General features: G+C 59.5%; 21 protein-coding genes. 6 read left to right on the plus strand and 15 right to left on the minus strand.

The window, feature by feature from the left end; all coding sequences use genetic code 11:
• Nucleotides 1–227: 227 nt before the first annotated feature.
• Entirely contained in the window at nucleotides 228–1,316 is a 1,089-nt protein-coding gene (locus BBI10_RS15715) for a catalase family protein (RefSeq protein WP_065989880.1), read from the minus strand.
• 130 nt (nucleotides 1,317–1,446) lie between these two features.
• Nucleotides 1,447–2,238, minus strand: a complete 792-nt coding sequence (locus BBI10_RS15720; protein WP_065989883.1) for a class I SAM-dependent methyltransferase — start codon at nucleotides 2,236–2,238, stop codon at nucleotides 1,447–1,449.
• A 98-nt stretch (nucleotides 2,239–2,336) separates the two neighbouring features.
• Here BBI10_RS15720 and BBI10_RS15725 point away from each other — a divergent pair, with 98 nt between their 5' ends.
• Complete coding sequence (locus tag BBI10_RS15725) at nucleotides 2,337–2,966, plus strand: energy transducer TonB (RefSeq protein ID WP_065989885.1); 630 nt, start codon at nucleotides 2,337–2,339, stop codon at nucleotides 2,964–2,966.
• A gap of 45 nt (nucleotides 2,967–3,011) precedes the next feature.
• On the opposite strand, the gene BBI10_RS15730 is transcribed toward BBI10_RS15725, so the two are convergent.
• The 6 genes from BBI10_RS15730 to ppc form a co-directional block, all read right to left on the minus strand.
• Nucleotides 3,012–3,710, minus strand: coding sequence for an extensin family protein (locus tag BBI10_RS15730; RefSeq protein ID WP_065989887.1), 699 nt, complete (start codon nucleotides 3,708–3,710; stop codon nucleotides 3,012–3,014).
• Between the two features lie 49 nt (nucleotides 3,711–3,759).
• Nucleotides 3,760–4,632, minus strand: a complete 873-nt coding sequence (locus tag BBI10_RS15735; protein WP_065989889.1) for a DUF72 domain-containing protein — start codon at nucleotides 4,630–4,632, stop codon at nucleotides 3,760–3,762.
• A complete protein-coding gene (locus tag BBI10_RS15740) occupies nucleotides 4,629–4,919 on the minus strand; it encodes a hypothetical protein (RefSeq protein WP_065990261.1) in 291 nt (96 codons plus the stop codon). The genes BBI10_RS15735 and BBI10_RS15740 overlap by 4 nt, the downstream gene beginning before the upstream one ends.
• Nucleotides 4,920–5,136: 217 nt before the next feature.
• On the minus strand, nucleotides 5,137–5,811 hold the full coding sequence (tsaB, locus tag BBI10_RS15745) for a tRNA (adenosine(37)-N6)-threonylcarbamoyltransferase complex dimerization subunit type 1 TsaB (protein ID WP_065989891.1): 675 nt from the start codon (nucleotides 5,809–5,811) through the stop codon (nucleotides 5,137–5,139).
• 89 nt (nucleotides 5,812–5,900) lie between these two features.
• On the minus strand, nucleotides 5,901–6,548 hold the full coding sequence (gene adk / locus BBI10_RS15750) for an adenylate kinase (RefSeq protein WP_065989893.1): 648 nt from the start codon (nucleotides 6,546–6,548) through the stop codon (nucleotides 5,901–5,903).
• A 283-nt stretch (nucleotides 6,549–6,831) separates the two neighbouring features.
• Nucleotides 6,832–9,468 (minus strand): phosphoenolpyruvate carboxylase, encoded by a 2,637-nt coding sequence (ppc, locus tag BBI10_RS15755; protein WP_065989898.1) that lies wholly within the window; start codon nucleotides 9,466–9,468, stop codon nucleotides 6,832–6,834.
• Between the two features lie 241 nt (nucleotides 9,469–9,709).
• On the opposite strand from ppc, the gene BBI10_RS15760 reads away from it, so the two are divergent.
• From BBI10_RS15760 to BBI10_RS15780, 5 genes are all read left to right on the plus strand, one after another.
• Nucleotides 9,710–10,045 (plus strand): pilin assembly protein, encoded by a 336-nt coding sequence (locus BBI10_RS15760; RefSeq protein WP_065989900.1) that lies wholly within the window; start codon nucleotides 9,710–9,712, stop codon nucleotides 10,043–10,045.
• A gap of 288 nt (nucleotides 10,046–10,333) precedes the next feature.
• On the plus strand, nucleotides 10,334–10,759 hold the full coding sequence (locus BBI10_RS15765) for a DUF4398 domain-containing protein (RefSeq protein ID WP_065989902.1): 426 nt from the start codon (nucleotides 10,334–10,336) through the stop codon (nucleotides 10,757–10,759).
• A 48-nt stretch (nucleotides 10,760–10,807) separates the two neighbouring features.
• A complete protein-coding gene (locus BBI10_RS15770) occupies nucleotides 10,808–11,590 on the plus strand; it encodes an OmpA family protein (protein WP_065989904.1) in 783 nt (260 codons plus the stop codon).
• 427 nt (nucleotides 11,591–12,017) lie between these two features.
• Nucleotides 12,018–16,694, plus strand: a complete 4,677-nt coding sequence (locus BBI10_RS15775; protein ID WP_083233137.1) for an RHS repeat-associated core domain-containing protein — start codon at nucleotides 12,018–12,020, stop codon at nucleotides 16,692–16,694.
• Nucleotides 16,691–17,116: a hypothetical protein gene (locus BBI10_RS15780; protein WP_065989906.1), complete on the plus strand. Its 426-nt coding sequence runs from the start codon at nucleotides 16,691–16,693 to the stop codon at nucleotides 17,114–17,116. Before BBI10_RS15775 ends, BBI10_RS15780 begins: the two co-directional genes overlap by 4 nt.
• A gap of 1,272 nt (nucleotides 17,117–18,388) precedes the next feature.
• Here BBI10_RS15780 and BBI10_RS15785 read toward each other — a convergent pair.
• The 7 genes from BBI10_RS15785 to BBI10_RS15815 all read right to left on the minus strand — a co-directional run bounded on the left by BBI10_RS15785 (nucleotide 18,389) and on the right by BBI10_RS15815 (nucleotide 25,999).
• Complete coding sequence (locus tag BBI10_RS15785; protein ID WP_065989908.1) at nucleotides 18,389–19,300, minus strand: alpha/beta hydrolase; 912 nt, start codon at nucleotides 19,298–19,300, stop codon at nucleotides 18,389–18,391.
• Between the two features lie 99 nt (nucleotides 19,301–19,399).
• A complete protein-coding gene (locus BBI10_RS15790) occupies nucleotides 19,400–20,677 on the minus strand; it encodes a flavohemoglobin expression-modulating QEGLA motif protein (protein WP_065989910.1) in 1,278 nt (425 codons plus the stop codon).
• A gap of 27 nt (nucleotides 20,678–20,704) precedes the next feature.
• Entirely contained in the window at nucleotides 20,705–21,262 is a 558-nt protein-coding gene (locus BBI10_RS15795; protein WP_065989912.1) for a cache domain-containing protein, read from the minus strand.
• 18 nt (nucleotides 21,263–21,280) lie between these two features.
• Nucleotides 21,281–22,012 (minus strand): TetR/AcrR family transcriptional regulator, encoded by a 732-nt coding sequence (locus BBI10_RS15800; RefSeq protein ID WP_065989914.1) that lies wholly within the window; start codon nucleotides 22,010–22,012, stop codon nucleotides 21,281–21,283.
• A 110-nt stretch (nucleotides 22,013–22,122) separates the two neighbouring features.
• Entirely contained in the window at nucleotides 22,123–23,625 is a 1,503-nt protein-coding gene (gene lysS, locus BBI10_RS15805) for a lysine--tRNA ligase (protein WP_065990265.1), read from the minus strand.
• A 114-nt stretch (nucleotides 23,626–23,739) separates the two neighbouring features.
• Nucleotides 23,740–24,835, minus strand: a protein-coding gene (prfB, locus tag BBI10_RS15810; RefSeq protein WP_108120905.1) for a peptide chain release factor 2 whose coding sequence is annotated in 2 segments (ribosomal slippage) — nucleotides 23,740–24,762 and nucleotides 24,764–24,835 — 1,095 coding nt in all. Because the reading frame shifts where the segments join, the coding sequence is not laid out codon by codon here.
• Nucleotides 24,836–24,994: 159 nt separating this feature from the next.
• Entirely contained in the window at nucleotides 24,995–25,999 is a 1,005-nt protein-coding gene (locus BBI10_RS15815; protein ID WP_065989920.1) for a response regulator, read from the minus strand.
• Nucleotides 26,000–26,037: the final 38 nt, after the last annotated feature.

The raw sequence follows: 26,037 nt of genomic DNA on the forward strand, positions 1-26,037 counted from the left end.
ACAAATCTGATGGTGATCACACCGGCCTCTTCCCGGCTGAAGCCGGTCCTACTGAACGCAGAGCGTGCATCCGCGGATACTGGCGCCCGGCCAATATTGTGGGACCAGCTTTAGCCGGGAATGCGTCAGGCGTCACACCACAAATCTGATGGTGATCACACCGGCCTCTTCCCGGCTGAAGCCGGTCCTACAACACCTCGCGCGCAGTGGGACCGACTTCGGATCTATCAGCGAGGCTCGTGCATCGGGCAGCCGTTGTGGCTGGCGCGGAAGCCTGAGGAAAGCTCGTAGGACGGCTTGCGCACCCGCATGACGCCGCCCAGTGGACGGTGTTCAACCACGCCGTGCCAAGGGCTGAAGGCCATACCCTCGTCGATTTCCTGCTGGCGTTCGTCTGACCAGCTGTCCTGAAGCGGCACCTCGATACGGGCAACGGTCACGAAGGGGCTCAGCTCCTCGGACCATTCCACCGAAGCATCTTCAATCGGCATTTTTTCAAGGTCGGTGGCGAGTTGGATACGCACGTCCCAGACCCCTCCCTTGCTCGCAAAGTGACTGCGCACCGCTTCCCGCAAGCCGTCCGGATGGCCATTCAGGTCCACCTTCTGGTCGGTCAACGCGGTGAGTTCAGGGGACACAGGCACCACGCTCAGCTTGGCGTAGTAGCGGCCATAGAGAAACGGCACGATGCTGTTATAGGTCTCCCCGAGCAGGTGGGTCATCGGGTGCCCGCCCAGTGACCTGAGCGTGCCACTCTCCCCGCCCACGGCTTCAACCACCGACTCCAGACCGCGGAAGAAGGCCGACAGCGCTTTCTTCATGTTGGGCACTTTGTCAGTGGTCTTGGCCAACAGCTTCAGCGTCTTGAGAAAATCCTTGGGCGTGGCGGCCGTGAACGCCTTGGCGTTCTGCATCACGAAGTCCTGGGTGACCTGGCCTTCACTCCCCGGCAAGCGTGCGCCCTGCACACCGACCAGCTTGATGGCCAGACCGCGTGGCGTCGACACCTTGTCGTCGAGCAGATCACCTGGATTGGTGGAAAAGCGCATCTTCACGTCCAGCGTGCCGGGATGCGCAAAGACACCCTGGGCCAGCTCGGGCGGCAGATTATCCAGAATGCGGATTTGCCCATGCAGCAAGCCGTGGGCTTTGGCATGCACGCTGCGTATGGCATGGCCGCCATCTTCGTAGGTGGTTTCCAGAATACTGTGCATGGCCTCAGCCAGCTCTTTGCTCGTCTGAGCCTCGTCATCGGGTATCTGCTCGAACTGCGGCTCGAACGGCAAGGGGGTCACGGACAACGTGGAAGCGCTCATCGGTTATCTCCGGCTACGGATCAGGTCAGGTTTGGCTCCGATGAGCGCACACTCATAGGGTGGCTTTTCTGGCATCGGCACAGCAGATGACTGCGCCGATGATTGCCGGGTTCATCGAATCGCATGAATTTCACGGCCGCGCGCTTTTCAGCGCCTTGATCGGGTAAATGTCGTAGCGGCTGGATTTGCCGTCCAGCGCGTAAGACGGCTTGGCCCCTTCGATGCACGGCGCCTTGCGCGGGCGTTTGACGACAACGCGATGGCTGGCCAGCGCCAGCGCCGCGGCCAACAGTGCCGGGGCGTCCATGTCGTCGCCCACCAGCGGCCGGAACAGGCGCATTTCCTTCTTCACCAATGCGGTCTTTTCCCGGTGGGGAAACATCGGATCAAGGTAGATGACCTGGGGCGGCTCGCCTTCCCATTGCCGAATCAGCTCGATGGAGTTGCCGGTCAACAGGCGCATCTGCGCGATGATCCCACCCACGTCCAGATCCCTCGCACCGCGCGCCAGGCCGTCTTCGAGCAGCGCGGCGATAATCGGCTGCCGCTCGATCAGGCTCACTTCACAGCCCAGACTCGCCAGCACGAACGCATCCTTGCCCAGCCCTGCCGTGGCATCCAGCACCCGAGGCCGTACGCCCGGCTGAATACCCACGGCCTTGGCGATCATCTGCCCGCTGCCGCCGCCAAACAGACGCCGATGGGCCGCCTTGCCTTCGAGGAAATCCACTCGGACCGGGCCCGGTGCGTCGTCACCCAGTTGCTGCAATTGCAGGCCATCTTCGGCCACTTGCAGGGCGAAATCCGCGTCGGCGTCGTCCAGCGGCAAACCCAGTCGCTGCGCCCACTGCGCTGCGGTGTCCTGCCCGTCGGGGGTCAGGCTGTCGACCCGAATGCGGCTGCCCGCGTGCTGCTCAGTCATTGTCTCTACGCGCTCAAATATTCTTAATGATTGGCAACATCTGCCGATAACAAAAGTATCCGGCATTTTGCCAGACCCACGGGCTGTACTGAGCGCTTATGTCAGACATTCAGCAAACCTCCTCGATAGGCTATTTGACGTACGCAGGCGACTACAGCGTACGCAATACCCAAACACTGAGCGGCGTTACGCAGCTCTGGCAGGATGCGTTTGCCCGTGCGATGGCTCAACAGGTCGATGAAAACGCCGGCACAGCGCCCGAATACAACGCCGTTGCCACGAATGACAGTCTGACCGGCGAACCGGTGGCCGGCGCCACCGCACTGGACAAGATCGTCGAGCAGCGTGAATGCCCGGTTCAGGACAAGGAAATCGCGCCGCCGGAGCCTTTGTTCCTGCCGATCGCCGAGTTCGAATGGGATCTGGCCGACAAGCCGGCCAAGCCGTTCACCGCGATGGAAATGATCGAGCAGCAGCGCAACCTCGAATTCGATGACACCTGGGTCCGCCCAACCGTGCTCAACCCCTACGATGACAGCGTTGAACCCGGCCCGGGCCCTCAGCCTCGCCCACTGTTCCTGCCGATTGCCGAGTTTGAATGGGACTTGGCCGACAAGCCCGCCACACCCTTCAGCGCTGAAGAGATGACCGAGCAGCAGCGTCATCTGGCCTTCGATAACGGCTGGGCGCGGCCGATTGTGCTTCAAAACCTTCGTATCGCTGCCTGACGCCAGGCCGCAACCCAGCGCAGCACACAACCTCGCTCGCCTCCCCTAGCGACACACCCGCCAGCGTCCCATGTCCAGGTGAAAGTGGTTTCGGTGCGCAGCGTTGTACTCCGGGCTCAGGACCGTATTGAACTGCTGGCAGGCGCCATCCCTCACCAATCGCAGAAAACGCCCCTCCTCGCCCTCGTCTTTCCAGTCCTTGAGCACCGAAATCCTGCGCCCGTCTGCCAGTCGAAACCCGGCGATGTCCAGCGCGTTGGCGGTAGCGTGCTGGCTCAGTCGGCCTTCACTGCGGTTGTAGATGTTGCGGCAGGCGAAGCTGCCAAGGTGATCGATCCTGGCGACCTTTTGCCCGAATACCGCCTGGGCCGCTGGCTGCAATTGATGAATATCGAACAGCGCATACGCCACTGCCAGACGACAACTGGACAGAAAGCTGCTGCTCAGCGCGATGTCGCCGCCCTGGATACGCAGGGTGTTGGTGAGCGGGCATTTGGCGTCGGCGGCGCTGTCGGCCTGGTGCGTGTAGCGCAGGGTCGACGTTTGCAGCGCGGCGTCGCACAACGCCGGATCCTCCTGCAATCGCCAGAGTTTGAAAGGTGTAAGGAGGTTGGGCTCGTCCCGCACATTCAGCGGGGCCCACGGGTTCCAGCGGTCGGCAACAGGCAACCAGCCACGCCAGATCGACACCGCAACCGCTGCGCTCATCAAAATCAGTAGAAGAAAGAGGGTCGAGCCGCGCATGCCGGAAGGTTCTCGTCTGACGAAGGGATGAGTCCACCCTATCTCGACCTCAGAGCAGCCCGAGTTGCTCCACTTGTCGACCGCGATCCAGCTCCGGCAGATCGGGCAGCCCCGGCAGCAGGGTCATGAGCTGATGGTGAAAACGACGGGCCAGTTGGGGCGAGGCGATGTTGTCAGGCGTGTGCAGGAACACAGAAGGCGTGCGCCCCTCCTCGATCCAGCCGGCCACCTTTTCCGCCCACTGCACAATGAAGCCTTCGTTGATCGCCTCATCCGGCCCGCCAATGAAGCGCACCTGGGGGAAGGACGTCAGCGCCGCCGGACGCGGCGGGACCTTGGGCTTTTTCGACTGTGCATGAAGAACGGCAGGCTCACTGGAAACGCAGCTGAACAGCGGCCGGGAATCCAGGCAGATACGCTCGACGCCGCGGTCGAGCAACAGGCGGTTGAGCTGACGTTCGTCCTCGCCTTTGGTGAAAAACGCCATGTTGCGCACTTCCACCGCCAATGGCCGGCCTTCCAGTGCATCAATTAAAGCGCCCAGCTCATTCAGCCGATGGGGACCGAAACTGGCCGACAGCTGCAGCCACAGCGGTTCAAGCCTCGATCCCAGCGGCGCAAGCAGTTGCAGGAAATCCTCTACCGCGACCAGGTGCTCACGCAGGTCACCAGCATGGCTGATGTCGCGGGGGATTTTTGCAGAGAAGCGGAAATGCTCAGGCAAAGCGTCCGCCCAGCGCTGAACGATTTCAGGCTTGGGGCGTGCGTAGAACGTGGTGTTGCCCTCGACGGCGTTGAAGACCTGCGCATACAACCCGAGTAGTTCCAGGTCAGGGGCGTCCGGCGGATACAGCGATTCACGCCAGGCTTTTTCGCTCCAGGACGGACAACCAATGTAGTAAGGCGGATGAGCGAGGTTCAAACGTGAAGATCGAGCCCGGCAACTTCGAGGTCCCAGTCGACGAAGGTCGAGGTCATCAGGTAGCTGCTCAGCGCGTGGGCGACGCGGGTGCTCATGGCACGGGGGAAGATAATGTCTTGCTGACGCGCGGGCACGTTGGCTGTGGTCCCGGTCTGGCGACGGGCCACTTGCGGGTTCACCTCGATCTCCTCGTTCACTTCCTCGAACGAGCCTTCCAGCGCCGCAGAATCCTTGCGAAGCTTGCGCTTGATCGGGTAGGTACGTGGTGAAGGACCGGTGATTCGCATCATGCTTACTCGGCGTTTGATAGTGGCAATTTAATCTCGCAGCTGGCTATTAAGCAAACATGCGAACGATAACTAGACCACACTTATTGCGAATTGTTTAAAGCAGCCTGAATTTTATGCGGTTTTATCGCTGAACGGTCATGAACAGTGTGACCTGGGTCGCAGATCGGGCGTGGTGCGACTTATTCACGACTGCCTGTGAGACAGGGTATCGCCCTCACCGCGCCTTGGGTGTGGCGACTTTATCCCGAAGGTAAACCGGCTGGGCGTCGTCGGCAACAATGGCTTCGCCCCGGTGCCAGGCGAAGGTGCCGAGGGTGAGCAGGTCCTGCGCGTGGGGCAACAGCGTGGCGTCATGGGCACTGACACCGGCGGCAATGCGCTCGGCATAACCCCAGCCGGTGCCCGCCCCGAACCAGTCGCCCGTCGCACCGCTCGGCAAAGTGGCCATTTCGGGTGGCATGACGGCCTCTTCACCGGTCAGCCTCATCTCCCCTGCCACTTCGCGGTAGCAGCCCCAATAGACTTCGTCCATCCGCGCGTCGATGGCGGCCGCGACCTGAGTGGCGCCCCGCTCGCGAAAGGCCCGCTGCGCTAACGCCGCGAGGTTGGAGACCGGCAGCACTGGACGATCCAGACCAAAGGCCAGCCCCTGAACCACACCGATGGCAATGCGCACGCCGGTGAACGCACCCGGCCCACGCCCAAAAGCGATGGCGTCCAGCGCCGACAAGCCGATGCCCGCCTCGGCCAGCAGGTCCTTGATCATCGGCAGGAGCTTTTGCGCGTGCAGGCGCGGGATCACCTCGTAGTGAGTCAGCACTTTGCCGTCATGCAGCAAAGCGACTGAGCAGGCTTCAGTGGCGGTGTCCAGGGCCAGCAAGGTGGTCATCGGGGTTTCCATCGTTGTGCGAAAAAAGTGCCGCATTATAAACAACAACGGCCCGCAAGCGGGCCGTTGTTCAATGCCTTGAGTTCGAATCAGCTCAGGGCTTCAAGCACCTTGGCGGTGATCTGTTCGACCGAGCCCACGCCTTCGATGTGACTGCACTTCGGCGTCCCGTCCTGAGCCTGCAGCTTGGTGTAGAACTCCACCAGCGGCTTGGTCTGCGAATGGTAGACCGACAGGCGATGGCGAACGGTGGCTTCGACGTCGTCCTTGCGCTGAACCAGTGGCTCGCCAGTGACGTCATCCACGCCTTCAACCTTAGGCGGGTTGTACAAAGTGTGGTAAACGCGACCGGAGCCTTCGTGAACGCGGCGACCGGAGATGCGCTTGACGATCTCTTCGTCGTCGACCTTGATCTCGATGACGTGATCGATGGCCAGGCCGGCTTTCTTCAGGGCTTCAGCCTGAGGAATGGTGCGCGGGAAGCCGTCGAACAGGCAACCGCCAGCGCAATCAGGCTCGGACAGGCGATCCTTGATCAGGCCGATGATCAGGTCATCGGAGACCAGGCCGCCGCTGTCCATGACGCTTTTGGCTTGCAGGCCCAGTTCAGTACCCGCCTTGACCGCAGCGCGCAGCATGTCGCCGGTGGAAATCTGCGGAATGTTGAATTTCTCAGTGATGAACTTTGCCTGAGTACCTTTGCCGGCCCCGGGAGCTCCCAGCAGAATCACGCGCATTGTTGTGCTCCTCAAATTTTTATAGAGATATCGTCGGATTCGCCTAAATGGGGCCAATCGCAAAATTTTACTGACCCAACGGCCAAAGGCTGATCAAGATACACAGCCGATTCATGGCGCACAAGACGCCGAAAGTCGCAGTAACCCGCGAAAAACCAGTAGCTTGGCATCGATCTGCGCAAGGGTGAGACCTCGTGCAACGGGGTGACGCCGCAGCGGCCACGACGCCACAGGTCCGGCCGAATGAAAGGGGTCGTGTTCATTCGGCCGGCCTGCCTGCCCGTCAGCCGGTGTTGCGCAACCCGGCGGCGATGCCTGCGACAGACACCAGCAGCGCCTGCACCAGCGGACTGTCCAGACTCGCCTCCTGCTGACGCGAACGCGCCAGCAACTCTGCCTGCAATAAATGAAGAGGATCGAGGTAGGTATTGCGCAGGCTGATGAACTTCAGCGTTTCGGGGCTGTGGGCCAATAGTCGGGACTGACCTGTCAGGCCCAGCACCACGTCACACGCCTGCGACAATAGGCCGCGCAAATGCGTCCCCAAATGCAGCAGTTTCGGCTCAACCAGGCGCTCGTCGTAGAGCTGGGCGATGTCGCTGTCGGCCTTGGCCAGCACCATTTCCAGCATGTCGATGCGGGTGCGGAAGAACGGCCATTGCTCACGCATCTCGGCGAGCAGATCACCCTGACCGCGTTCCAGCGCCTTGCTCAACGCGTTTTCCCAGCCCAGCCAGGCGGGCAGCATGAGGCGCGTCTGGGTCCAGGCGAAAATCCACGGAATGGCGCGCAGGCTTTCCACCCCGCCTTCGCGGCGCTTGGCCGGACGGCTGCCCAGTGGCAAGCGGCCCAGCTCCTGTTCCGGCGTGGCCTGACGGAAGTACTCGACGAACTCCGGGTCTTCCCGAACCACGGCGCGGTAGGCTTTCACGCCATCTGCCGCCAGTTCGTCCATCACCTGACGCCACGCCGGTTGCGGCATCGGTGGCGGTTGCAACGTGGCTTCCAGCACTGCAGCGAGATAAAGGTTGAGGTTCTGCTCGGCGATGTCCGGCAGGCCGAACTTGAAGCGGATCATCTCACCCTGCTCGGTGGTGCGGAAACGCCCCGCCACCGAGCCCGGTGGCTGCGACAGAATCGCCGCATGTGCGGGGCCGCCGCCACGACCAACCGTACCGCCGCGACCGTGGAACAGCAGCAGCTCGACCTCTTGGGCGCGGCAGATCTCAACCAGTTTTTCCTGCGCCCGGTACTGCGCCCAGGCCGCAGCCGTGGTGCCGGCGTCCTTGGCCGAATCCGAGTAACCGATCATGACCTCCTGCGGACCTTCCAGGCTTCGGCGGTAGGCAGGAATGCTCAACAGCTGCTCGATCACCGGTCCGGCGTTATCCAGATCGGCAAGGGTTTCAAACAGCGGCACCACACGCATGGATCGCTGCAGCCCGGCTTCTTTCAATAACAGTTGAACGGTGAGCACATCGGAGGCCGCGCCGGCCATGGAGATCACGTAGGAACCCAGCGAAGCCGCCGGCGCAGCCGCGACCTCACGGCAGGTCGCCAGCACTTCGGCGGTGTCCGCTTCAGGGCTGAAATGCGCAGGCAGCAGCGGCCGTTTGTTGTCCAGTTCTCGCAGCAGGAAGTCGACGCGCGTCGGCTCATCCCACTCGTAGTAGCGGCCGAGCCCCAGGTATTCGGTGATCTCGCTCATGGCCGAGCTGTGCCGCGTGGAATCCTGGCGCACGTCAAGCTTCACCAGGAACAGCCCGAAGGTCACCGCGCGACGCAAACAATCGAGCAACGGGCCATCGGCGATGACGCCCATGCCGCATTGGTGCAGCGAGTCGAAACACAGCTTCAGCGGCTCAACGAGCTCGCGGTTTTCGTGCAGCACGTCTACCGGTGCGACCTGGGTGACACTCAGTGAGGCGTGAGCCCAATTGCGCGTGGCCCGAAGCCGCTCACGCAGTTGCTTGAGGACACTGCGGTAAGGCTCGGCGCTGTCACCCGCTGCTTCCATCAGCGCCGGGCTGGCCTGCTGCATCGACAGTTCGGCGGCCAGTTGATCGACGTCGCGCAGGTACAAATCAGCGGCCATCCAGCGCGCCAGCAACAGCACCTCGCGGGTGACGGCAGCTGTCACGTTGGGGTTGCCGTCGCGGTCACCGCCCATCCAGGAAGCGAAGCGAATCGGCGCCGACTCCAGCGGCAGGTGCAGACCGGTCGCGGCGTGCAGCGCCTGATCGGCCTTGCGCAGGTAGTTGGGGATTGCTTGCCACAGGGAATTTTCGATGACCGCAAACCCCCACTTCGCCTCGTCGACAGGCGTGGGACGGACGCGGCGGATTTCTTCGGTGTGCCACGCTTCGGCAATCAGTCGCTGCAGACGCTCGGTGATCTGCTCCCGCTCGTGGCGATTCAAGTCGCGATGATCGAGCGCGGCCAGTTGCGCAGCGATAGCGTCGTACTTCTGGATCAGCGTGCGCCGCGCGACTTCGGTCGGGTGGGCGGTCAGCACCAGTTCGATTTCCAGCGTGGTCAATTGCTGCGCCAGCGCTTCGGGTGTCTGCCCGGCCTGCTTCAGGCGTTCCAGCAGCTCGGGCAACACGCGGGACTCAAACGGCTGCGGCTTGCCGTCATCGCGACGATGGATCAGCTGATATTGCTCGGCGATGTTCGCCAGGTTGAGAAACTGGTTGAACGCACGTGCCACCGGCAGCAATTCATCCTCACCCAGGCCTTCAAGACTGGAGCTAAGCTGCTCGGTGCCTTGGGTCGACGCATGGCGATCAGCCTTTGCGCTTTTGCGGATGCGCTCGATCTTCTCGAGAAAATCAGCGCCGTGCTGATCACGAATGGTGTTGCCCAACAGCTCACCCAGCAGGTGAACATTCTCGCGCAATCGTGCATCGATATCAGCCATCCAGCCCTCTCCTTAAGCCTTGTTGTTTTTACCGGCGAGTCCTTGCGGGGGGTCCATTCGCTGCTGCCGAACGGAACGCCCTGCGGGGTTTCGTTTCTATTGGTGTGTATAGAGCGACAAATTGATGTCCCTACGCAACCCTCGACGCACTTTCACCGCCGGGGAAGCCCGTCTCAGTCACGCTTCACCGTGGCTCTCCACGTCCAATGCCCGCCCTCGCGCGGGAACCGATGAGGTATGTATGAAAATCCGAGAACTCGCCGAACAGTGGGAACAGAACGCCAAAGGCCGTCTGACCGAGACCGCCTACGCTATTCATTTGGACGTGGAGGCTGCCGCGCGGCTTGCGGCGATCGCCGAGATGTACCCCAAGCGCACGCCTGAGGAGTTGCTGGGCGAGCTGATCGGAGCCGCGCTGGAAGAACTGGAGGCGAGTTTTCCGTACGTGCGCGGTCAGCAGGTCGTCGCCACCGACGAGGAAGGCAATCCGCTTTACGAAGACGTTGGCCCGACGCCCAGGTTTCTCGAGCTTTCTCGACACCATCTCCAGGAAATCTCCGATCGTGAAGACCTGTGACGGTTGCAACTACGACGTCGTTTTTGGCCCGGCAAAATGCTCCACAGGCCGCACCGGGCCAGTAATCTGGCGGGCAAAACCCCGCCATTTTTCGAGCGTCAATTTTACAACACGTAACAAAAGCTGACCGGAAGTTAAGAAAAATGTCTGAACTATTCAAAAAAGGCAGCGGTCCGAGCAGTTAGCCATTCCAGTAAAAGCCGTCAGATGACAGCGGAAGTGACGTAACACCATCCATCCGCGTGGGCTGCTGCTGAAATGGAACAACCAGTTTTCAGGAGTTAAGAAATGGAGTTGACCACCATGAACACCAGCACTGCCAAACCAACGTTCAATCGCCTGCGCGGGCTGAAGATGGCTGCACTGGCGCTGGGCACCAGCGTTCTTCTGGCTGGTTGCGCGGGCAATCCTCCAAGCGAGCAGTACGCCGTGACCCAGTCGGCCGTCAACGCCGCTGTCACCGCTGGCGCGACCGAGTACGCTGCCGTTGAAATGAAGTCCGCTCAGGACAAGTTCAAGCAAGCCGAACTGGCCATGCAGGACAAGAAATACGACGAAGCTCGTAAATACGCCGAGCAGGCCGAGTGGGATGCCCGTGTAGCCGAGCGTAAAGCTCAGGCCACGAAGGCACAGAAAGCGGTGCAGGATGCTCGTCAGGGCGTCAATGAGCTGCGTGAAGAAGGCATGCGTCAGGTTCAGCCTGTCACACAGTAACGCTTCGCAGTTCAAGCATTGGCCATTGAGTTAAAGGACGAAAATATTATGCGTAAACAAGTACTTATTCCTGCCCTGCTGGCTCTGAGCGTTGGTCTGGCGGCGTGCTCGTCGCAGCCGAACGTGAACCTGGAACAAGCCCGCACCAACTATTCCGCGCTGCAAAGCAACCCTAAAGCCACTGAACTGGCTGCGCTGGAAACCAAAGACGCCAGCGAGTGGCTGGACAAGGCAGACGCCGCGTACCGCAACAACGATGACCAGAAGAAGGTCGATCAGCTGGCCTATCTGACCAACCAGCGCGTGGAGCTGGCCAAGCAGACCATCAACCTGAAGACCGCTGAAAACGATCTGAAAGGTGCTGCAGCCCAACGTGCACAGGCGCGTCTGGATGCTCGTGATGCTCAGATCAAGGCCTTGCAGAACAGCCTGAACGCCAAGCAGACCGAGCGCGGTACGCTGGTAACGTTCGGCGACGTCCTGTTTGACCTGAACAAGGCTGAGCTCAAGTCGTCCGGCCTGGTCAACGTCAACAAGCTGGCCCAGTTCCTATCCGAAAACCCTGATCGCAAGGTCATCGTTGAGGGCTACACCGACAGCACCGGTTCCGCTGCTTACAACGACTCGCTGTCCGAGCGCCGCGCCCAATCCGTGCGCATGGCACTGATCAAGATGGGCGTAGGCCCGGAGCGTATCGTTGCTCAGGGTTACGGCAAGGAATACCCGGTTGCTGACAATGCCAGCGCCTCGGGCCGTGCCATGAACCGTCGCGTGGAAGTGACCATCTCCAACGACAACCAGCCAGTTGCACCGCGCTCTTCGATGAAGTGATGCGGTTGTAGCGGCACATAAAGAGCCCCGCCTGTTGCGACACAGGCGGGGCTTTTTTGTGGCCGGCGTTTTTCTCCGGATGGGGTTGGGATGAGGTGCTTTTAGGGAGAACTGGTTGAGCCCCGTTTTTGAGGACTGCGCAAGAAGTTGCGCACTCGTTTGTTGGAAACGGGGTGGTTGATGGGCTAGAGGCCACGTGGTTTGTGGCGTGTAGGCGAGTGCGCAAGACATTGCGCAGGGGGTGCGCAACTTCTTGCGCACTTTTTCTTTGTTATCGGGTTTGGCGTTCGCTCAAACCTGCTGTTTGTCCTCTTAAGCTATTGATTTTGCTTACTTAGTTTATAGCTGGCACAGCCCTTGATATCTCCGTCCCCCCGGTTCGGCATTCACGCCTTCTCGGATGGTTATTTGAGCACGGAGAGCATTCTTGGCGACCCCCCTAAATCCGCCCGTTGGTGGCGAGAAACGCGGACCCCAAGTGGCGGTTGTTCCGCTTGACCTGATTCAAGTTGAAGACGTTGGTCTTGGTGCGGCCAATGTCGATGCCTGGCTGCAGGAGATCAGCGGCGGGGTCGTCACGCTCGAACGAATCAAGGCCGAGGCGGGCGGACTGCCGGTGGTGGGCAACATCATGGCGCTCGTCGATGCGCTGAATGACATCGTCCGGCTTTCTACAAGCTCGGAGCGCGATCCGCTGGACTGGGTCAGTTTGGGCATCAACCTGATCGGAGTGCTGCCACGCCCGCCGAAAATGGCAGCCGCACGGATGAGCCTGCGGCCAATGCTGTTTCTGGTGCGCCAGGAGATACGTCGGACCGGGAAATTGGTGGTGAGTGACGTGCTGATCGAGATTTTGATCGGGCACCTCAACGCCACCATTGTCGGGACCCTTGATGACTTTGTGCCACAGGCGCAGGCCAGGCTCCCCGGGATTCTGGACGACGCGGGGAAGCTCGGTGAAGAAGTGCTTCTTCAGATCGCCGCTGGCCTGGAGAAGCTGGTCGAACCGAAGCTGGACGCCAACGCTGATTTGCTGGAAGCGGAGCAGTTGGTTCAGGCCGCTGGGGATCTTTGGGCCTACGATCATCAGGCGGCCATCGGCAACATTTTTGCGGCCGCTGCGGATGTTTGCATGGCTGCGGGCAAGGGCGCTGTTAACGGTGCTGCCGAATATTTCGTACCCGAAGCGCTGAAAGAGCAGGTGCTCCGACATGCAGGTTCGTTGCGCGCAATGGGCCCGGAGCTTCGGGATCAGATTAATCGTCTGGCGGATCCTGGGCTTCAGAACTCGATTGGGTCGTTGCTGGAGACATTGGCAGGTGCGGTAGTCACATGGCGCTCGCGCAATGGGCATGGCCAGTCGTTCAACATCAAGCCAGGGGTGGTTAATCAGGCTAAACGCCAAGCGGGTGAGGGCAAGCTGGAGGCTGTTCAGTTCGAGAAGCCTGCCAAGGCCCTGCCCAATGAGCAGAAAAACTGTGCCTGTGCTGCTACGGGTAACAGCATCAGTTTTGCGGTGGGCTCGGAGTCGTTCAGTCATACCGATTTCAGCCTGCCGGGGCCGTTTCCGATTGAGTGGACGCGGACTTATTGCTCGAGTCTGGATGCTTACGATCAGGACATCATCGGCGCGCGTTGGATAACGCCGTTTACCACTCGGTTTGACCGCGTTGATGAGGGCTTGGTGTTTCATGACGCCGATGGGCGCAGTCATGAATTCCCTCTGCCCAAGGTCAAGCTGTTCCACTTCAACGCCATTGAAAACCTGACCGTCGTTCGCCTCAGTAAAGATCGGTTAGTGCTGATGCGGGGCCTGGAGCACAGGGAAACCTATGTTCGGCGGGGCAAGCGCTTTGTTCTGATCAACAAGATGCTGCCCAACGGCGCCGGGGTCATGCTGCATCATGAGCATCGGCACTGTGATCAGATGGTGCTCTCCGAATTGGTGACTTACTCGGAGAAAGATCTAAACAAAGTCCATCTGCGCCTGGGTACGTTGATTGATGATCAGGGGCGGTTGACCGGCCTTTGGGAAATACGTGACGGCGACGTCAAACGCCAACTGTGTGCCTATCAGTACGACGATTTCGGTGACCTTATTCTGGCGCAGGACGAGAACGGTTCGGCCTGGCGCTACCAGTATCAAAACCACCTGATCACTCGCTACACCGATCGCACCAATCGCGGTTTGAATCTGCAATGGCAGGGAACAGGTTCCGACGCCAAGGCTATTCGCGAATGGGCCGACGACGGCAGTTTTGACACGCGACTGGCATGGGATGAAAACATCCGCCTGACCTACGTCACTGACGCTTTGGGCCACGAAACCCGGCATTACTACGATAGCTTGGGTTACACGTACCGCATCTGCCATGCGGACGGCCGTTCCGAATGGTTCTTCCGTGACGCCGCGAAGAACATCATTCGCCACGTTCACACCGACGGCAGCACCGACCGTTATCGCTACGACAAACTGAGCAATCTGACCGAGCACATCCGCGCTGATCACAGCGTCATCAATTACGCGTACGACGATAAAAGTCATCTGATCAAGATCAGCGATGGCGAGGGTGGGCTGTGGAAACGGGACTATGACCTTCGCGGAAACTTGGTTGAGGCGATCGATCCGCTAGAGAACGTTACCGAATACGCCTACAACTCGTTTGGTCTTCCTACTGCGATCAAGGACGCCAACGGCAATACAAAAGCGTTGGCCTATAACGACGCCGGACAACTCGTTAAGTACACCGACTGCTCGGGCAAGGTCAGCGCTTGGGAATACGACGAACGCGGCCAGATGATGCGCTTCACCGACCCGGCCGGGCATAGCACCGCTTACGAATACAAATCCGGTCAGTTGGTCCTGATCAAGCATCCGGACAAAACCGAAGAACGCTTCAGCCGCGATGCAGAAGGTCGTTTGCTGGCCCACTCCGATGGCCTTGAACGCTGCACCACCTGGCGCTACACCGCTGCGGGATTCATCGCCGAACGCGTTGATGCCGCCGAACAAACCCTGCGTTACCGCTGGGACAAGCTTGGCCGGCTGGTGGCGCTGGAAAACGAAAACGAACGCCGCGCGCATTTTCACTACGATCCCGTCGGCCGGCTTGTGGAAGAGCGCGGTTTCGACGGGCGCTCGACTCGCTATCAGTACGATCCGGAAACAGGACGGCTTGCGGGGACCATCAACGACCAGCGCACCATCGCACTGACCTTCGACCCGATGGGCCGCCTGACTGAACGCCGTGCCACGCTTGGAGAGAAATCCCAAAGCGAAACCTTCGCCTACGACGGCAATGGCCATCTGATCATGGCGACCAACGCCGTGAGTCGTTTGCAATGGTTCCACGATCCGGCTGGCAACTTGCTGCGCGAGCACGAGCACTACACAAGCCTGATAGAACCGCTGGTTGCCGTTTGGCAGCACGAGTACGACGCGCTGAACAACCGGGTTGCGACCATTCGCCCCGATGGCCATCGCGTTAGCTGGCTGACCTACGGCAGCGGCCATCTGCTCGGCCTCAAGCTCGACGAGCACGAACTGCTGAGCTACGAACGCGATGACCTCCACCGCGAAGTCGCCCGCCATCAGGGCAACCAACTCCTGCAAACCCAAAGCTGGGACCCGGCGGGACGCCTCCAAGAACAACTGCTAGGACGAGCAGACGACAAATCCACGCTCATAAAACGCGCCTACACCTACGACGCCGCCGGCCAACTCACCGACATCGACGACAGCCGCCGTGGGGAGTTGAGCTACCGATACGATCCCGTCAGCCGACTAATCAATGCCACCAGCCGCCTGGGCGTGGAAACCTTCGCTTTCGACCCGGCCAGCAACCTGCTCAACGACAGCGACGCGCCAGTCCGCCGACCTTTAGATCCCGAGCCAGTCCGCCACAAGCTGATCGACAACCTGCTGCGCGACTACGCCGGCAGCCACTACGAATACGACGAACGCGGCAACCAGACAGAGCGTTGGACCAATGGATTGCGAAGCGAGCTGCACTGGGACCTCTTTGATCGTCTGGTGCATTTTCAAGATCCGCGCCTCACTGTCGACTTCGGCTACGACCCACTCGGACGTCGCCTCTACAAACTCTCAAAGGCTCACTACCGACCACGGCCAGAAGCCGGCACCGGCTGGAACGAAAACGAACACGCGCGAAAAGAGCGCGAACTCGGCTGCGGCTTCACCCTGTACGGCTGGGACGGCGACAACCTCGCCTGGGAAAGCAGTCCGCCGCCCTATGCCGGCGCGCTAGGCCGCACCGTCCACTACATCCACGAACCCGGCACTTTTGTCCCGGTGGCCCAGGCCATCCGCCATGAAACCATCCGTCTCGTAAGCCAGCCTACGTACGAAGGTCGCTACAACTTCAAAGAAGACCCGCTTTGGAACTACAAACCCGTCGCGCTGCCGATTGACGCACTCGCCTGGTACCAATGCGACCACCTCGGCACGCCCCAGGAAATCACCGACCAGACCGGCAACACCGCCTGGAGCGCCCAATACAAAGCGTGGGGAGAGGCAACCGAACAGCGCTCTGAATTCGCCCAACAGACTGGCCTAACCAACCCGATCCGTTTCCAGGGCCAGTACCACGACCACGAAACCGGCCTGCACTACAACCGGCATCGGTACTATGATCCAAGGGTCGGGCGCTTCATCAGCGAAGACCCGATTGGGTATCTGGGTGGACTGAACATCTACCAATACGGGCCCAACTCAATCAGTTGGGTCGATCCGTTAGGCCTGGCAAGTTCGACCGTCGGGCCGGGGCGGAAGCCTAAGTCCGATAAGCCAAATCAAAACTGTAAACGCGCGTGCAGAAAAAAATGGGAGGTCAATCGGTATGACCGGGTTTGCGAGGGTAATGTCAGTGGCGTGGGTTATGCGAAATACTTTTATGATCCGAGATGGAGCCAATGGTGGTCGATCGATAAAACAGGTCATGGAGAAAGCGCTTGGAAAGTTTACGATAAAACTGGTACGTGGGTCGCTGACGCGGACATCTATGGTGACCATATGAGCAAGCACAAAAGTGGCATCGGAAAGAACATCGATTTCAGGTCTTTGAAATGCAAGGATAATAAATGATTAATTCTGCTGAAGAATTTATCGCATTACGAAGTAGCGATTTAAAAAACGAGTATGATCGAGCTGCGATGGAAGAAGCTCCAATATCTGTCTGGCGCGAGATCATCATCAAGTACCCAAACTATAGGCGATGGGTTTCGCACAACAAAACCGTACCTCTGGAAATACTTGAAGAACTTTGTATTTTTGACAGCACTATCAGGCAGTCTGTCGCGAGAAAACGGAAATTATCCCTAGCGATGTTTGAAATGCTATCTAAAGACGTTAGCGATGTTGTGAGGGTGGCGATAGCCGCGAATAGAAAGACACCAATCGCTATTTTAGAGCGATTGCTAACAGATAAGGACGAAGATGTCGCAAGCGTAGCTAGGCTTAATCTTGATGAGAGAAAAATAAAGACTATAGGGAACGGTCTCGTTTAATATCGTATAAGCCTAATAGTGCATGGCTGGCCGATGCTCATATCTATGGCGACCACACAAGGAACTACAAAACCCAGGACTAGTGGGGACGGACCCCTTTAGTTCCGGGGGTGGATTATGCGAAATACAATCTTGACCCAAAAAAAGTAAAAATAGTGGACAGTAAATAAAACAGGCCACGGGGAAAACGCTTGAAAGTCTACGATGAATCTAGCGCGTGGCTCGTGAATACTGATATTTACGGAGGCCGTAAGAGTGAGCATAAAAGCGGAGTCAGAAAGAATATAAATTCAGATTTTTAAGTGCAAGGTTAAAAATGTTTACATCTGCTGAGGAGTTTGTAGCGCTACGGAGTAGCTCCATCAAAAGTGAATACGATAGAGCTGCAACTGAGGAGGCCCCGATTTCGGTATGGCGCGATGTAATAAAAAACACCCGAACTCCAGGCGATGGGATTCGCATAATAAAAGTGTCCCATTAGAGATCTTAGAAGAACTATGCCAGTTTGATAGCACCGTCCGGCAGTTCATTGCAGCAAAAAGAAAGATGTCACCGGCGCTCTTCGAAATTCTATCTTGGGATGAGAGTTATGTTGTACGCATAGCAGTGGCCGCCAACAAAGAAGCACCAATTACAATATTGGAAAGACTACTTAATGATCAAAACAAGCATGTTGCTCGCGCGGCAGAATACAATCTTGAAGAAACAAAAAAATAAAAATAAAAATAAAAATAAGAATAGAATTAGGGAGTAACGCCCTTTGAGTTCTTTCGCGTTAAGGCGGACAGCCTACAGTAGCTTATTGGGACGACCCCCTTGAACTAGCGTGAGGATAAGTAGAAAGGCACTGCCTTTTGAACAGCTAGCTCAACTACCGGGGACAGATTAATTTACGGTCAAGCGTTGTAAATAAATCAGCCCCCTTATGCACCCTTATGCACTCGGAAATAAATCAGTCCCCTTATGCATTATGAAGTGATGCGGTTGTAGCGGCACATAAAGAGCCCCGCCTGTTGCGACACAGGCGGGGCTTTTTTGTGGCGAGTTGAAGGCATTCGCACGGCTGCCAACGGCGCTAGATCAAGCGGGAGATTACCTGTCGTCCAGCCGCCAAGCTGCTGTCAAGCAAACGCCGCCCATGTGGGGGTGAGCTTGCTCACGAAGACTGCATACCAGCCGCTGGAGATTTAGCCGATGTGATTGTCCCTTCGTGAGCAAGCTCACTCCCACATGCACTGATCGCGCGGATTGTCACGCGTGGCGCTGCTCTGCTCACGGTTGAGGCGACGGTGCCGCCTTGCCTGCTTGAGGATCAGGATAATTCGGAATTTCCCCCAGCCTGCGCAGGCCGTCGAAATGCTGAGGATCGTCCAGATAGCGGACCATCACCTCGCGCCAGGTGGGGTCGCCGAAGGTCTGCACGTGAGGCCCGCGCGTGAGTTGCAGCACGCGCGGCGGTGGCGCGGCCTGATACAGGCTGATGCCGTTGCGCAGCGGCACTTGCGTGTCGTCCAGGCTCTGGAACAGCAGCATCGGCGTGCCCTTGAGCTGCGGCATGCCGTTGATGGCGCTGTCGGCGTCCGGGATCACCCACGACAGCGGCCGCTTGATGGGCCACGTCAGCCACGACGTGCTGAGGGTATAGCGGGCGACCTCACGATAGCTCGCCGGCACCCCATCGAGGACCAGCGCCTTGACCCGCGCGCGCTGCTGCGGATGCTCGGACAGGTAATGCACCGCCAGTGCCCCGCCGATGCTTTGGCCAAGGACCACCAGCGGTTTGCTCTGCACTTCAGGCGCCGCGTTCAGCCAGTCAAACGCCGCGTCGATGTCTTGATAAATGGCCGGCAGACTCGGCTCGCCTTCGGACCGGCCATAGCCGCGATAATCCACCAGCAGCACTTGATAGCCCTGCTCCGGCAACCACCAGCTCCCCGCCAGATGCCACGCCATGTTGCCGCCGTTGCCATGCAGGTGCAGCACCGTGCCCTTTACCGGTACGCCGGGCTTGGCTGGCAGAAACCACGCGTTGAGTTTGGTGCCGTCGGCCGCTGTAAGGGTGACATCGCGCCAGGCGAGGTGGGCCTTGTCCGGCGTCAGCGGCAAACCGCGTTCCGGGTAGAACAGCAATTCGCTGCAGCCACTGAGGGAAATGACCAGGAGCAAGGTAAGAAGAAGCTTCAAGCGATGTCCTTCAATTCTGGATGGGCGGACGACGGGAAACCTGACAAAGGCGCCGATGTATCAGCGCCCACAGACTCACAGACTCACAGACTCACAGACTCACAGAATATTCGAATAGTCCGCTTCGATCCGGTCCAGGCTCAGGTGATTGAGGAAGTTGGAGAAACACATCCACGCCGATAGCGCATTCATGTCACGGAACTGATCGGGCAGGTATTTGGGCGGCACCACCAAGCCTTCGTCCACCAACTGGCGCAACGTGCGCATGTCTTCCAGCGTGGTCTTGCCGCAGAACAGCAGCGGCACCTGCTCCAGCTTGCCCTTTCTCACGGCCAACTGGATGTAGTTGTAGACCATGATGAAGCCCTTGAGGTAGGACAGATCCTTGGTGAAGGGCAGCCCATTCGGTACCGAGCCCCGGAATACCCGACTGGCGTTGCCGTAGCTTTCCGACATGCCGAAGCCTTGCTCGCGATAGAACTCGAACACCTGCAAAAAGTCGGCGCCCTCCTCGGCCATGTGAATGGCACGGGTGCGATTGGTCAGCTTGCGCAGGCGGCTCGGGTAGGACGCGAAGCCGATGATCTCCATCAGAATCGCCAGGCCTTCCTGGGTCACTGTCGACGAGGGCGGGCCTTTGGACAGGAAGGTGCAGATCGGCTGATTCTGCCCATTGAGCGTGGTGCCGACGTGCACCAGGCCTTCATGGACTTCCAGCGCGCGCACGTCGCGTTCGTTGAACATCGCGTCGCTGCGGATCTTGATGTAATCGGCCCCGGCTGCCGCGTCCGCCACGATGCCGTCGGATTCGAACACCCGGATCGTCTCTTCAGCCTCACCGAACGTGCGATTGAGCCGGGTTTGCAGCATGGCGACGGCGTCTTTGGCCGTCAGGATTTTCGGCTCGTCCTTGAGATCGCCGCGGCCGGCAATGTTGTTCAGGTAATCGGAGAGCATCATGCCGAGGTCGGACAGGGTCGGGTCGCCGGCGTGGAAAGCATCGGACGCCGCGCCGTACAGCTCCTGAGAGATCAGGCCGAAGTCGGGGGTGCCGCGTGCTTCGAGCATGCGGATGACCATCCGGTACTCTTTGCACATGCGGCGCATGATCTGCCCGACCGGGTTGAACTGGCCCAGCTGCCGGGTGATGTCCCGCTCGATGTTCTGGAACTCCAGCTTCACCGCGCCGGAATCAAAGCCCAGCGGGCGATTCTCGTAGTAGGCGCGATCCACCTCCGGCAGGTTTTTGCCTTTGCCGTCGAGGAAGGTCTTGCGGATGTTGTCATCCCACTTCACGGCATCAAGGACGCGGATCGGCGTCTGCGCCACCACGATACGATCGGACAACGTGCGAATAGTCTGCTGGTATTCGTCCACCCGGTACCCCTTATTGAACCGTTTGCGCTATTTGGTCATGCGCTGATATTGAGCTGCCTTGAGAAAGACGTCGGAATTGGCCGGGTCGTCGAGGTAGGCAAAGACCTTGTCCATGGAACTTGAGATCAACATGCCGTCGCCCTTGACCGTATCGACCCGCTCCCCGTCCAGAAGCTTCTGCTCGACCAACTGCTGAAACCGCTCCAGGTCCAGGTCATAGACCACCAGTTCGTCGGCGCCGTTCTCGTTATCCATCAGGTCGAAACCGGCGATGACGTAATTGCCGCCGTATTTGTCAGGCAGCGCGGCGGACACGTACCAGCGACTGCCGTGCCGCGACACGGTGAAGGCGTACTCGTCACGGTTCTTACGATCGCCTTTGCGGTAGCTGACCGCTTTGTAACGGTCGGGGCCGGCGCGGCTGATTTCCAGTTCGAGCGGCTCGCCCCAGGCATTTTTGCTGCTCCAGGTGCCGAGCAATCTGGGCGGGGCGGTGTTGCTGACCGGAATCGGGTCCTTGAACGTCACCAGGCATCCGCTCAACAGCGCGAACGACAGGGCGAGCAATACGCGCCAGACTTTCATCAGGTTCTCCTTGAGGTATCAGCCAGCCATCGGCTTGGCAGTGCCCAGTACCAGATGCATCTGGCGAGTAAGAATAGCGAGCATTTCTTCGTCTGCGCCGGGGCGGGGCCCGTTGAGCAGCCCCTGATATTCCATCCGGCAGATGAGCCCCGTCAACACTTGGGCATCCAGCTGCGGCTGAACCGAGCCCATGACCTCAAGAAACTGGGCGCTGCCCTGCAACAGAATCTGCTGGTGGGCACTCACCAATGGTGCCAGACGCGGGTTGATCAGCGCTTCGAGATGAAAGGCGTGCTCGGCAATGAGCTGGTCACGACGGGTCAGCAGTTGATGGCGCACGTACTCCATGGTCATTCGTGCGATCTCATCGGCCAGCCGGGCGCGGGCATCGGCGCTGCCGTCATTGCGTGCGACCATCTCGCGCAGCAGCGCCTCGGTGTTGGTCCACAGCTTGGCCATGTACGCCGCGCTGCGTTCGACGTATTGCGCGAAGGCATCGGTGAGCAGGTCATCGATGTCCTTGAAGTAGTAGGTGGTGGCGGAGAGCGGCACTTGCGCTTCGGCAGCGATTGCGCGATGACGCACGGCCCGAACGCCGTCACGAATGAGGACGCGCATGGCCGCATCGAGGATCTGTTGCCTACGCTGTTCACTTCCCTGTCGACTCGCCTTGCGGCCCTGGTACTGAACACTCTGTGCGACTGCCGTGGCCAGGCCAGCGGCTCCCTTTTGAGCGATCGTGCGGTTCACAACTGGATTTCCTTTTCATTGAGTAGCAGGCGCGGTGTCTGCAGCAGCGTGGCCTGCGTGACTTTACAGACAAAAAAAAGCCGCCCTGCGCAGGCGGCTTGTTTTGACGCTTAGGCTTGCGGCCGCATGTGCGGGAACAGGATGACGTCTCGTATGGACGGCGAGTTGGTCAGCAGCATGACCAGACGGTCGATGCCGATGCCCTCGCCCGCTGTTGGCGGCATGCCGTATTCCAGCGCCCGGACGAAGTCTGCGTCGTAGTGCATGGCTTCATCATCGCCCGCGTCCTTGTCCGCCACCTGCGCCATGAAGCGCTCGGCCTGGTCTTCCGCGTCGTTCAACTCGGAATAGGCGTTGGCGATTTCACGGCCGCCAATGAACAGCTCGAAGCGGTCGGTGACGTTGGGGTTGTCATCGTTGCGACGGGCCAGCGGCGACACTTCGAACGGGTACTGGGTGATGAAGTGCGGCTGCTCCAGCTTGTGCTCGACCAGCTCTTCGAAAATCATCACCTGCAGCTTGCCCAGACCTTCGAAACCCAGCACCTTGGCGCCGGCTTTCTTGGCGATGGCGCGGGCCTTGTCGATGTCGTTCAGGTCATCGGCGGTCAGCTCGGGGTTGTACTTGAGGATCGAGTCGAACACCGACAGACGCGCAAACGGCTCGCCGAAGTGGAACACCTTGTCGCCGTACGGCACGTCGGTGCTACCGAGCACCAGTTGGGCCAGCTCGCGGAACAGCTCCTCGGTCAGGTCCATGTTGTCTTCGTAGTCCGCGTACGCCTGATAGAACTCAAGCATCGTGAACTCGGGGTTGTGACGGGTCGAGACGCCTTCGTTACGGAAGTTGCGATTGATCTCAAACACCTTCTCGAACCCGCCAACCACCAGACGCTTGAGGTACAGCTCAGGCGCGATACGCAGGAACATTTCCAGGTCCAGCGCGTTGTGGTGCGTCTCGAACGGCTTGGCCGCAGCGCCACCGGGAATGGTCTGCAGCATCGGCGTTTCGACTTCGAGGAAGTCGCGCTGCATCAGGAAGCTGCGGATGTGGGCAATGACTTTCGAGCGAACGCGGAAGGTTTCACGCACGTCATCGTTAACGATCAGGTCGACGTAACGCTGGCGATAACGCTGCTCGGTATCGACCAGGCCATGGTGCTTGTCGGGCAGCGGACGCAAGGATTTGGTCAGCAGCCGCACGTTCGTCATTTCGACATACAGGTCGCCCTTGCCGGAACGGGCCAGGGTGCCTTCGGCTGCGATGATGTCGCCCATGTCCCAGGTTTTCACCGAGGCTAGGGTTTCTTCCGGCAGGGTCTTGCGGTTGACATAGACCTGGATGCGACCGGTCATGTCCTGAATCACCATGAACGAGCCACGGTTGAGCATGATGCGCCCGGCAACCTTGACCGGAATCGCCGCTTCAGCCAGCTCTTCCTTGGTCTTGTCCGCGTACTGTTTCTGCAGGTCGTTGCAGTAGTTTTCGCGACGGAAGTCGTTCGGGAAGGCATTGCCCTTGGCGCGCTCGGCCGCAAGTTTTTCCTTGCGCAGGGCGATCAGGCTGTTTTCTTCCTGTTGCTGGGCTTGCGGGTCGAGTTGTTGGTCGCTCATGTCTTGATTATCCATCACAGGTTCGTGGCCCTTCGTCTGGCCGGGAAGCGCGACGAAGGATCGCGGGCGGCGACGTCATGATGACGCGCCCTACCCGCAACAGTGGTGTGGCGATTACAGGCCCTGTTTGAGGCTCGCGATCAGGTATTCGTCGATGTCGCCATCGAGCACCTTGTCGCAATCGCTGCGTTCGACGCTGGTGCGCAGGTCTTTGATGCGCGAGGCATCGAGTACGTACGAACGGATCTGGTGACCCCAGCCGATATCCGACTTGGTGTCTTCCAGCGCTTGCGAGGCCGCGTTGCGCTTCTGCACTTCCTGCTCGTACAAGCGCGCCCGCAGCATCTTCATCGCGGTGTCTTTGTTGGCATGCTGGGAACGTTCGTTCTGGCAACTGACCACGGTGTTGGTCGGCACGTGGGTAATCCGGACCGCCGAGTCGGTGGTGTTGACGTGCTGACCACCGGCGCCCGAGGAGCGGTAGGTGTCGATACGCAGGTCAGACGGGTTGATGTCGATTTCGATGTTGTCATCGATTTCCGGCGACACGAACACGGCCGAGAACGAGGTGTGACGGCGGTTGCCGGAATCGAACGGGCTTTTGCGGACCAGACGGTGGACGCCGATTTCGGTGCGCAGCCAGCCGAATGCGTACTCGCCCTTGATGTGCACCGTGGCGCCTTTGATACCGGCGACTTCACCGGCCGACAGCTCCATGATGGTCGCGTCGAAGCCGCGCTTGTCGGCCCAGCGCAGGTACATGCGCAACAGGATGTTCGCCCAGTCCTGGGCTTCGGTGCCGCCGGAACCGGCCTGGATGTCCAGGTAGGCGTTGTTCTGGTCCATCTCGCCGCTGAACATGCGACGGAATTCCAGTTTTTCCAGCGCCTCACGCAGGCGCTCGACTTCAGCGGCAACGTCGTCGACGGCGGCCTGGTCTTCTTCTTCGGCGGACATCAGCAACAGGTCCTTGGCGTCCACCAGGCCGGTGCTCATTTCGTCGAGGGTGTCGACGATCTGCGCCAGCAGCGAACGCTCGCGGCCCAGTTCCTGGGCGTACGACGGGTTGTTCCAGACGTTTGGATCTTCGAGCTCGCGGTTAACTTCGGTCAGACGATCATGTTTGTGATCGTAGTCAAAGATACCCCCGAATGGTTTCGGAGCGCTCGGACAGGTCCTTGATGCTGTTTAGGATCGGGTTGATTTCCATGGTAGGCAGCACTCGCAGGCGATTTTCACAAAGCCGGCGAGTATAACGCAGGCAAACCCGGGATGGCAGTCCGTTGGGCAGGGGTGCGCCGCGTTCGTTGTTGTTGCCAAGGACCCGACCCGGTTACGGCCAGAGCGCGCAGGAATGCGAATCCTCGCCCTACCCCACCGCCACCTGATTGCGACCATTGTGCTTAGCCGCATACAGCCCCTGATCCGCACTTTGAATCAACTGGCGACTGTGGCTGCCCACTTGCGGGACGACAGTGGCCAGACCAATGCTGACCGTCAGGCTGGAGCCCTGGGTCGGGGCGACGTGGGGGATGTTCATGCCGGCGATGGTCTGACGCAGTTTTTCAGCCAGCAAACGCGCGCCGCCCGGGGAGGTGCTGGGCAGCACCAGCGCAAATTCTTCGCCACCGTAACGCGCCGGCAGGTCGGAAGGACGGCTGGAGTTGGCGCGGATGGCTTTGGCGACCTGACGCAATGCCTCGTCACCTTCGAGATGGCCGAAGGCGTCGTTGTAAGCCTTGAAGTAATCGACGTCGATCATCAACAGCGAGATCTGGGTCTGCTCCCGGGTGGAACGGCGCCATTCCAGTTCCAGGTACTCGTCGAAGTGGCGCCGATTGGACAGGCCGGTCAAGCCGTCGGAGTTCATCAGCCGTTGCAGCACCAGGTTGGTGTCCAGCAGCTGTTGCTGACTGACCCGCAACGCACGATAGGCTTCGTCGCGCTGCAGCAGCGTCATGTAGGAGCGCGAGTGGTAGCGAATGCGCGCCACCAGTTCGATGTTGTCCGGCAGTTTGACGAGATAATCGTTGGCGCCAGCGGCAAAGGCGGCGCTTTTGATCAGCGGGTCTTCCTTGGTCGAGAGCACAATGATCGGAATGTCACGGGTCTTCGGATTGGCGCGGTACTCACGCACCAGTGTCAGGCCGTCCAGGCCGGGCATGACCAGGTCCTGAAGAATCACGGTCGGCTTGATGAGGATCGCTTGGGCTATCGCCTGATGCGGGTCTGCGCAGAAATGGAAGTCGATATTGTCTTCGTGCGCCAGCCCGCGGCGGACAGCCTCGCCGATCATGGCCTGATCGTCGACCAGCAGCACCATCGCAGCGTTTTCATCCGTGGCGTTCAGATCGTCCAGTTGCAAATCATGCATGCGGGGTCTCCTGGTCACAGGCGGGCTGTGAAATCACC

This window comes from Pseudomonas graminis (assembly GCF_001705435.1).
GTDB classification, from domain to species: domain Bacteria; phylum Pseudomonadota; class Gammaproteobacteria; order Pseudomonadales; family Pseudomonadaceae; genus Aquipseudomonas; species Aquipseudomonas graminis_B.

Bases quoted from the DNA above. Each gene is read 5' to 3' on its own strand.
- BBI10_RS15715 (WP_065989880.1), bottom strand. From the start codon at position 1,316: ATGAGCGCTTCCACGTTGTCCGTGACCCCCTTGCCGTTCGAGCCGCAG.
- BBI10_RS15720 (WP_065989883.1), bottom strand. From the start codon at position 2,238: ATGACTGAGCAGCACGCGGGCAGCCGCATTCGGGTCGACAGCCTGACC.
- BBI10_RS15725 (WP_065989885.1), top strand. From the start codon at position 2,337: ATGTCAGACATTCAGCAAACCTCCTCGATAGGCTATTTGACGTACGCA.
- BBI10_RS15730 (WP_065989887.1), bottom strand. From the start codon at position 3,710: ATGCGCGGCTCGACCCTCTTTCTTCTACTGATTTTGATGAGCGCAGCG.
- BBI10_RS15740 (WP_065990261.1), bottom strand. From the start codon at position 4,919: ATGCGAATCACCGGTCCTTCACCACGTACCTACCCGATCAAGCGCAAG.
- tsaB (WP_065989891.1), bottom strand. From the start codon at position 5,811: ATGACCACCTTGCTGGCCCTGGACACCGCCACTGAAGCCTGCTCAGTC.
- adk (WP_065989893.1), bottom strand. From the start codon at position 6,548: ATGCGCGTGATTCTGCTGGGAGCTCCCGGGGCCGGCAAAGGTACTCAG.
- ppc (WP_065989898.1), bottom strand. From the start codon at position 9,468: ATGGCTGATATCGATGCACGATTGCGCGAGAATGTTCACCTGCTGGGT.
- BBI10_RS15760 (WP_065989900.1), top strand. From the start codon at position 9,710: ATGAAAATCCGAGAACTCGCCGAACAGTGGGAACAGAACGCCAAAGGC.
- BBI10_RS15765 (WP_065989902.1), top strand. From the start codon at position 10,334: ATGGAGTTGACCACCATGAACACCAGCACTGCCAAACCAACGTTCAAT.
- BBI10_RS15770 (WP_065989904.1), top strand. From the start codon at position 10,808: ATGCGTAAACAAGTACTTATTCCTGCCCTGCTGGCTCTGAGCGTTGGT.
- BBI10_RS15780 (WP_065989906.1), top strand. From the start codon at position 16,691: ATGATTAATTCTGCTGAAGAATTTATCGCATTACGAAGTAGCGATTTA.
- BBI10_RS15795 (WP_065989912.1), bottom strand. From the start codon at position 21,262: ATGAAAGTCTGGCGCGTATTGCTCGCCCTGTCGTTCGCGCTGTTGAGC.
- lysS (WP_065990265.1), bottom strand. From the start codon at position 23,625: ATGAGCGACCAACAACTCGACCCGCAAGCCCAGCAACAGGAAGAAAAC.
- BBI10_RS15815 (WP_065989920.1), bottom strand. From the start codon at position 25,999: ATGCATGATTTGCAACTGGACGATCTGAACGCCACGGATGAAAACGCT.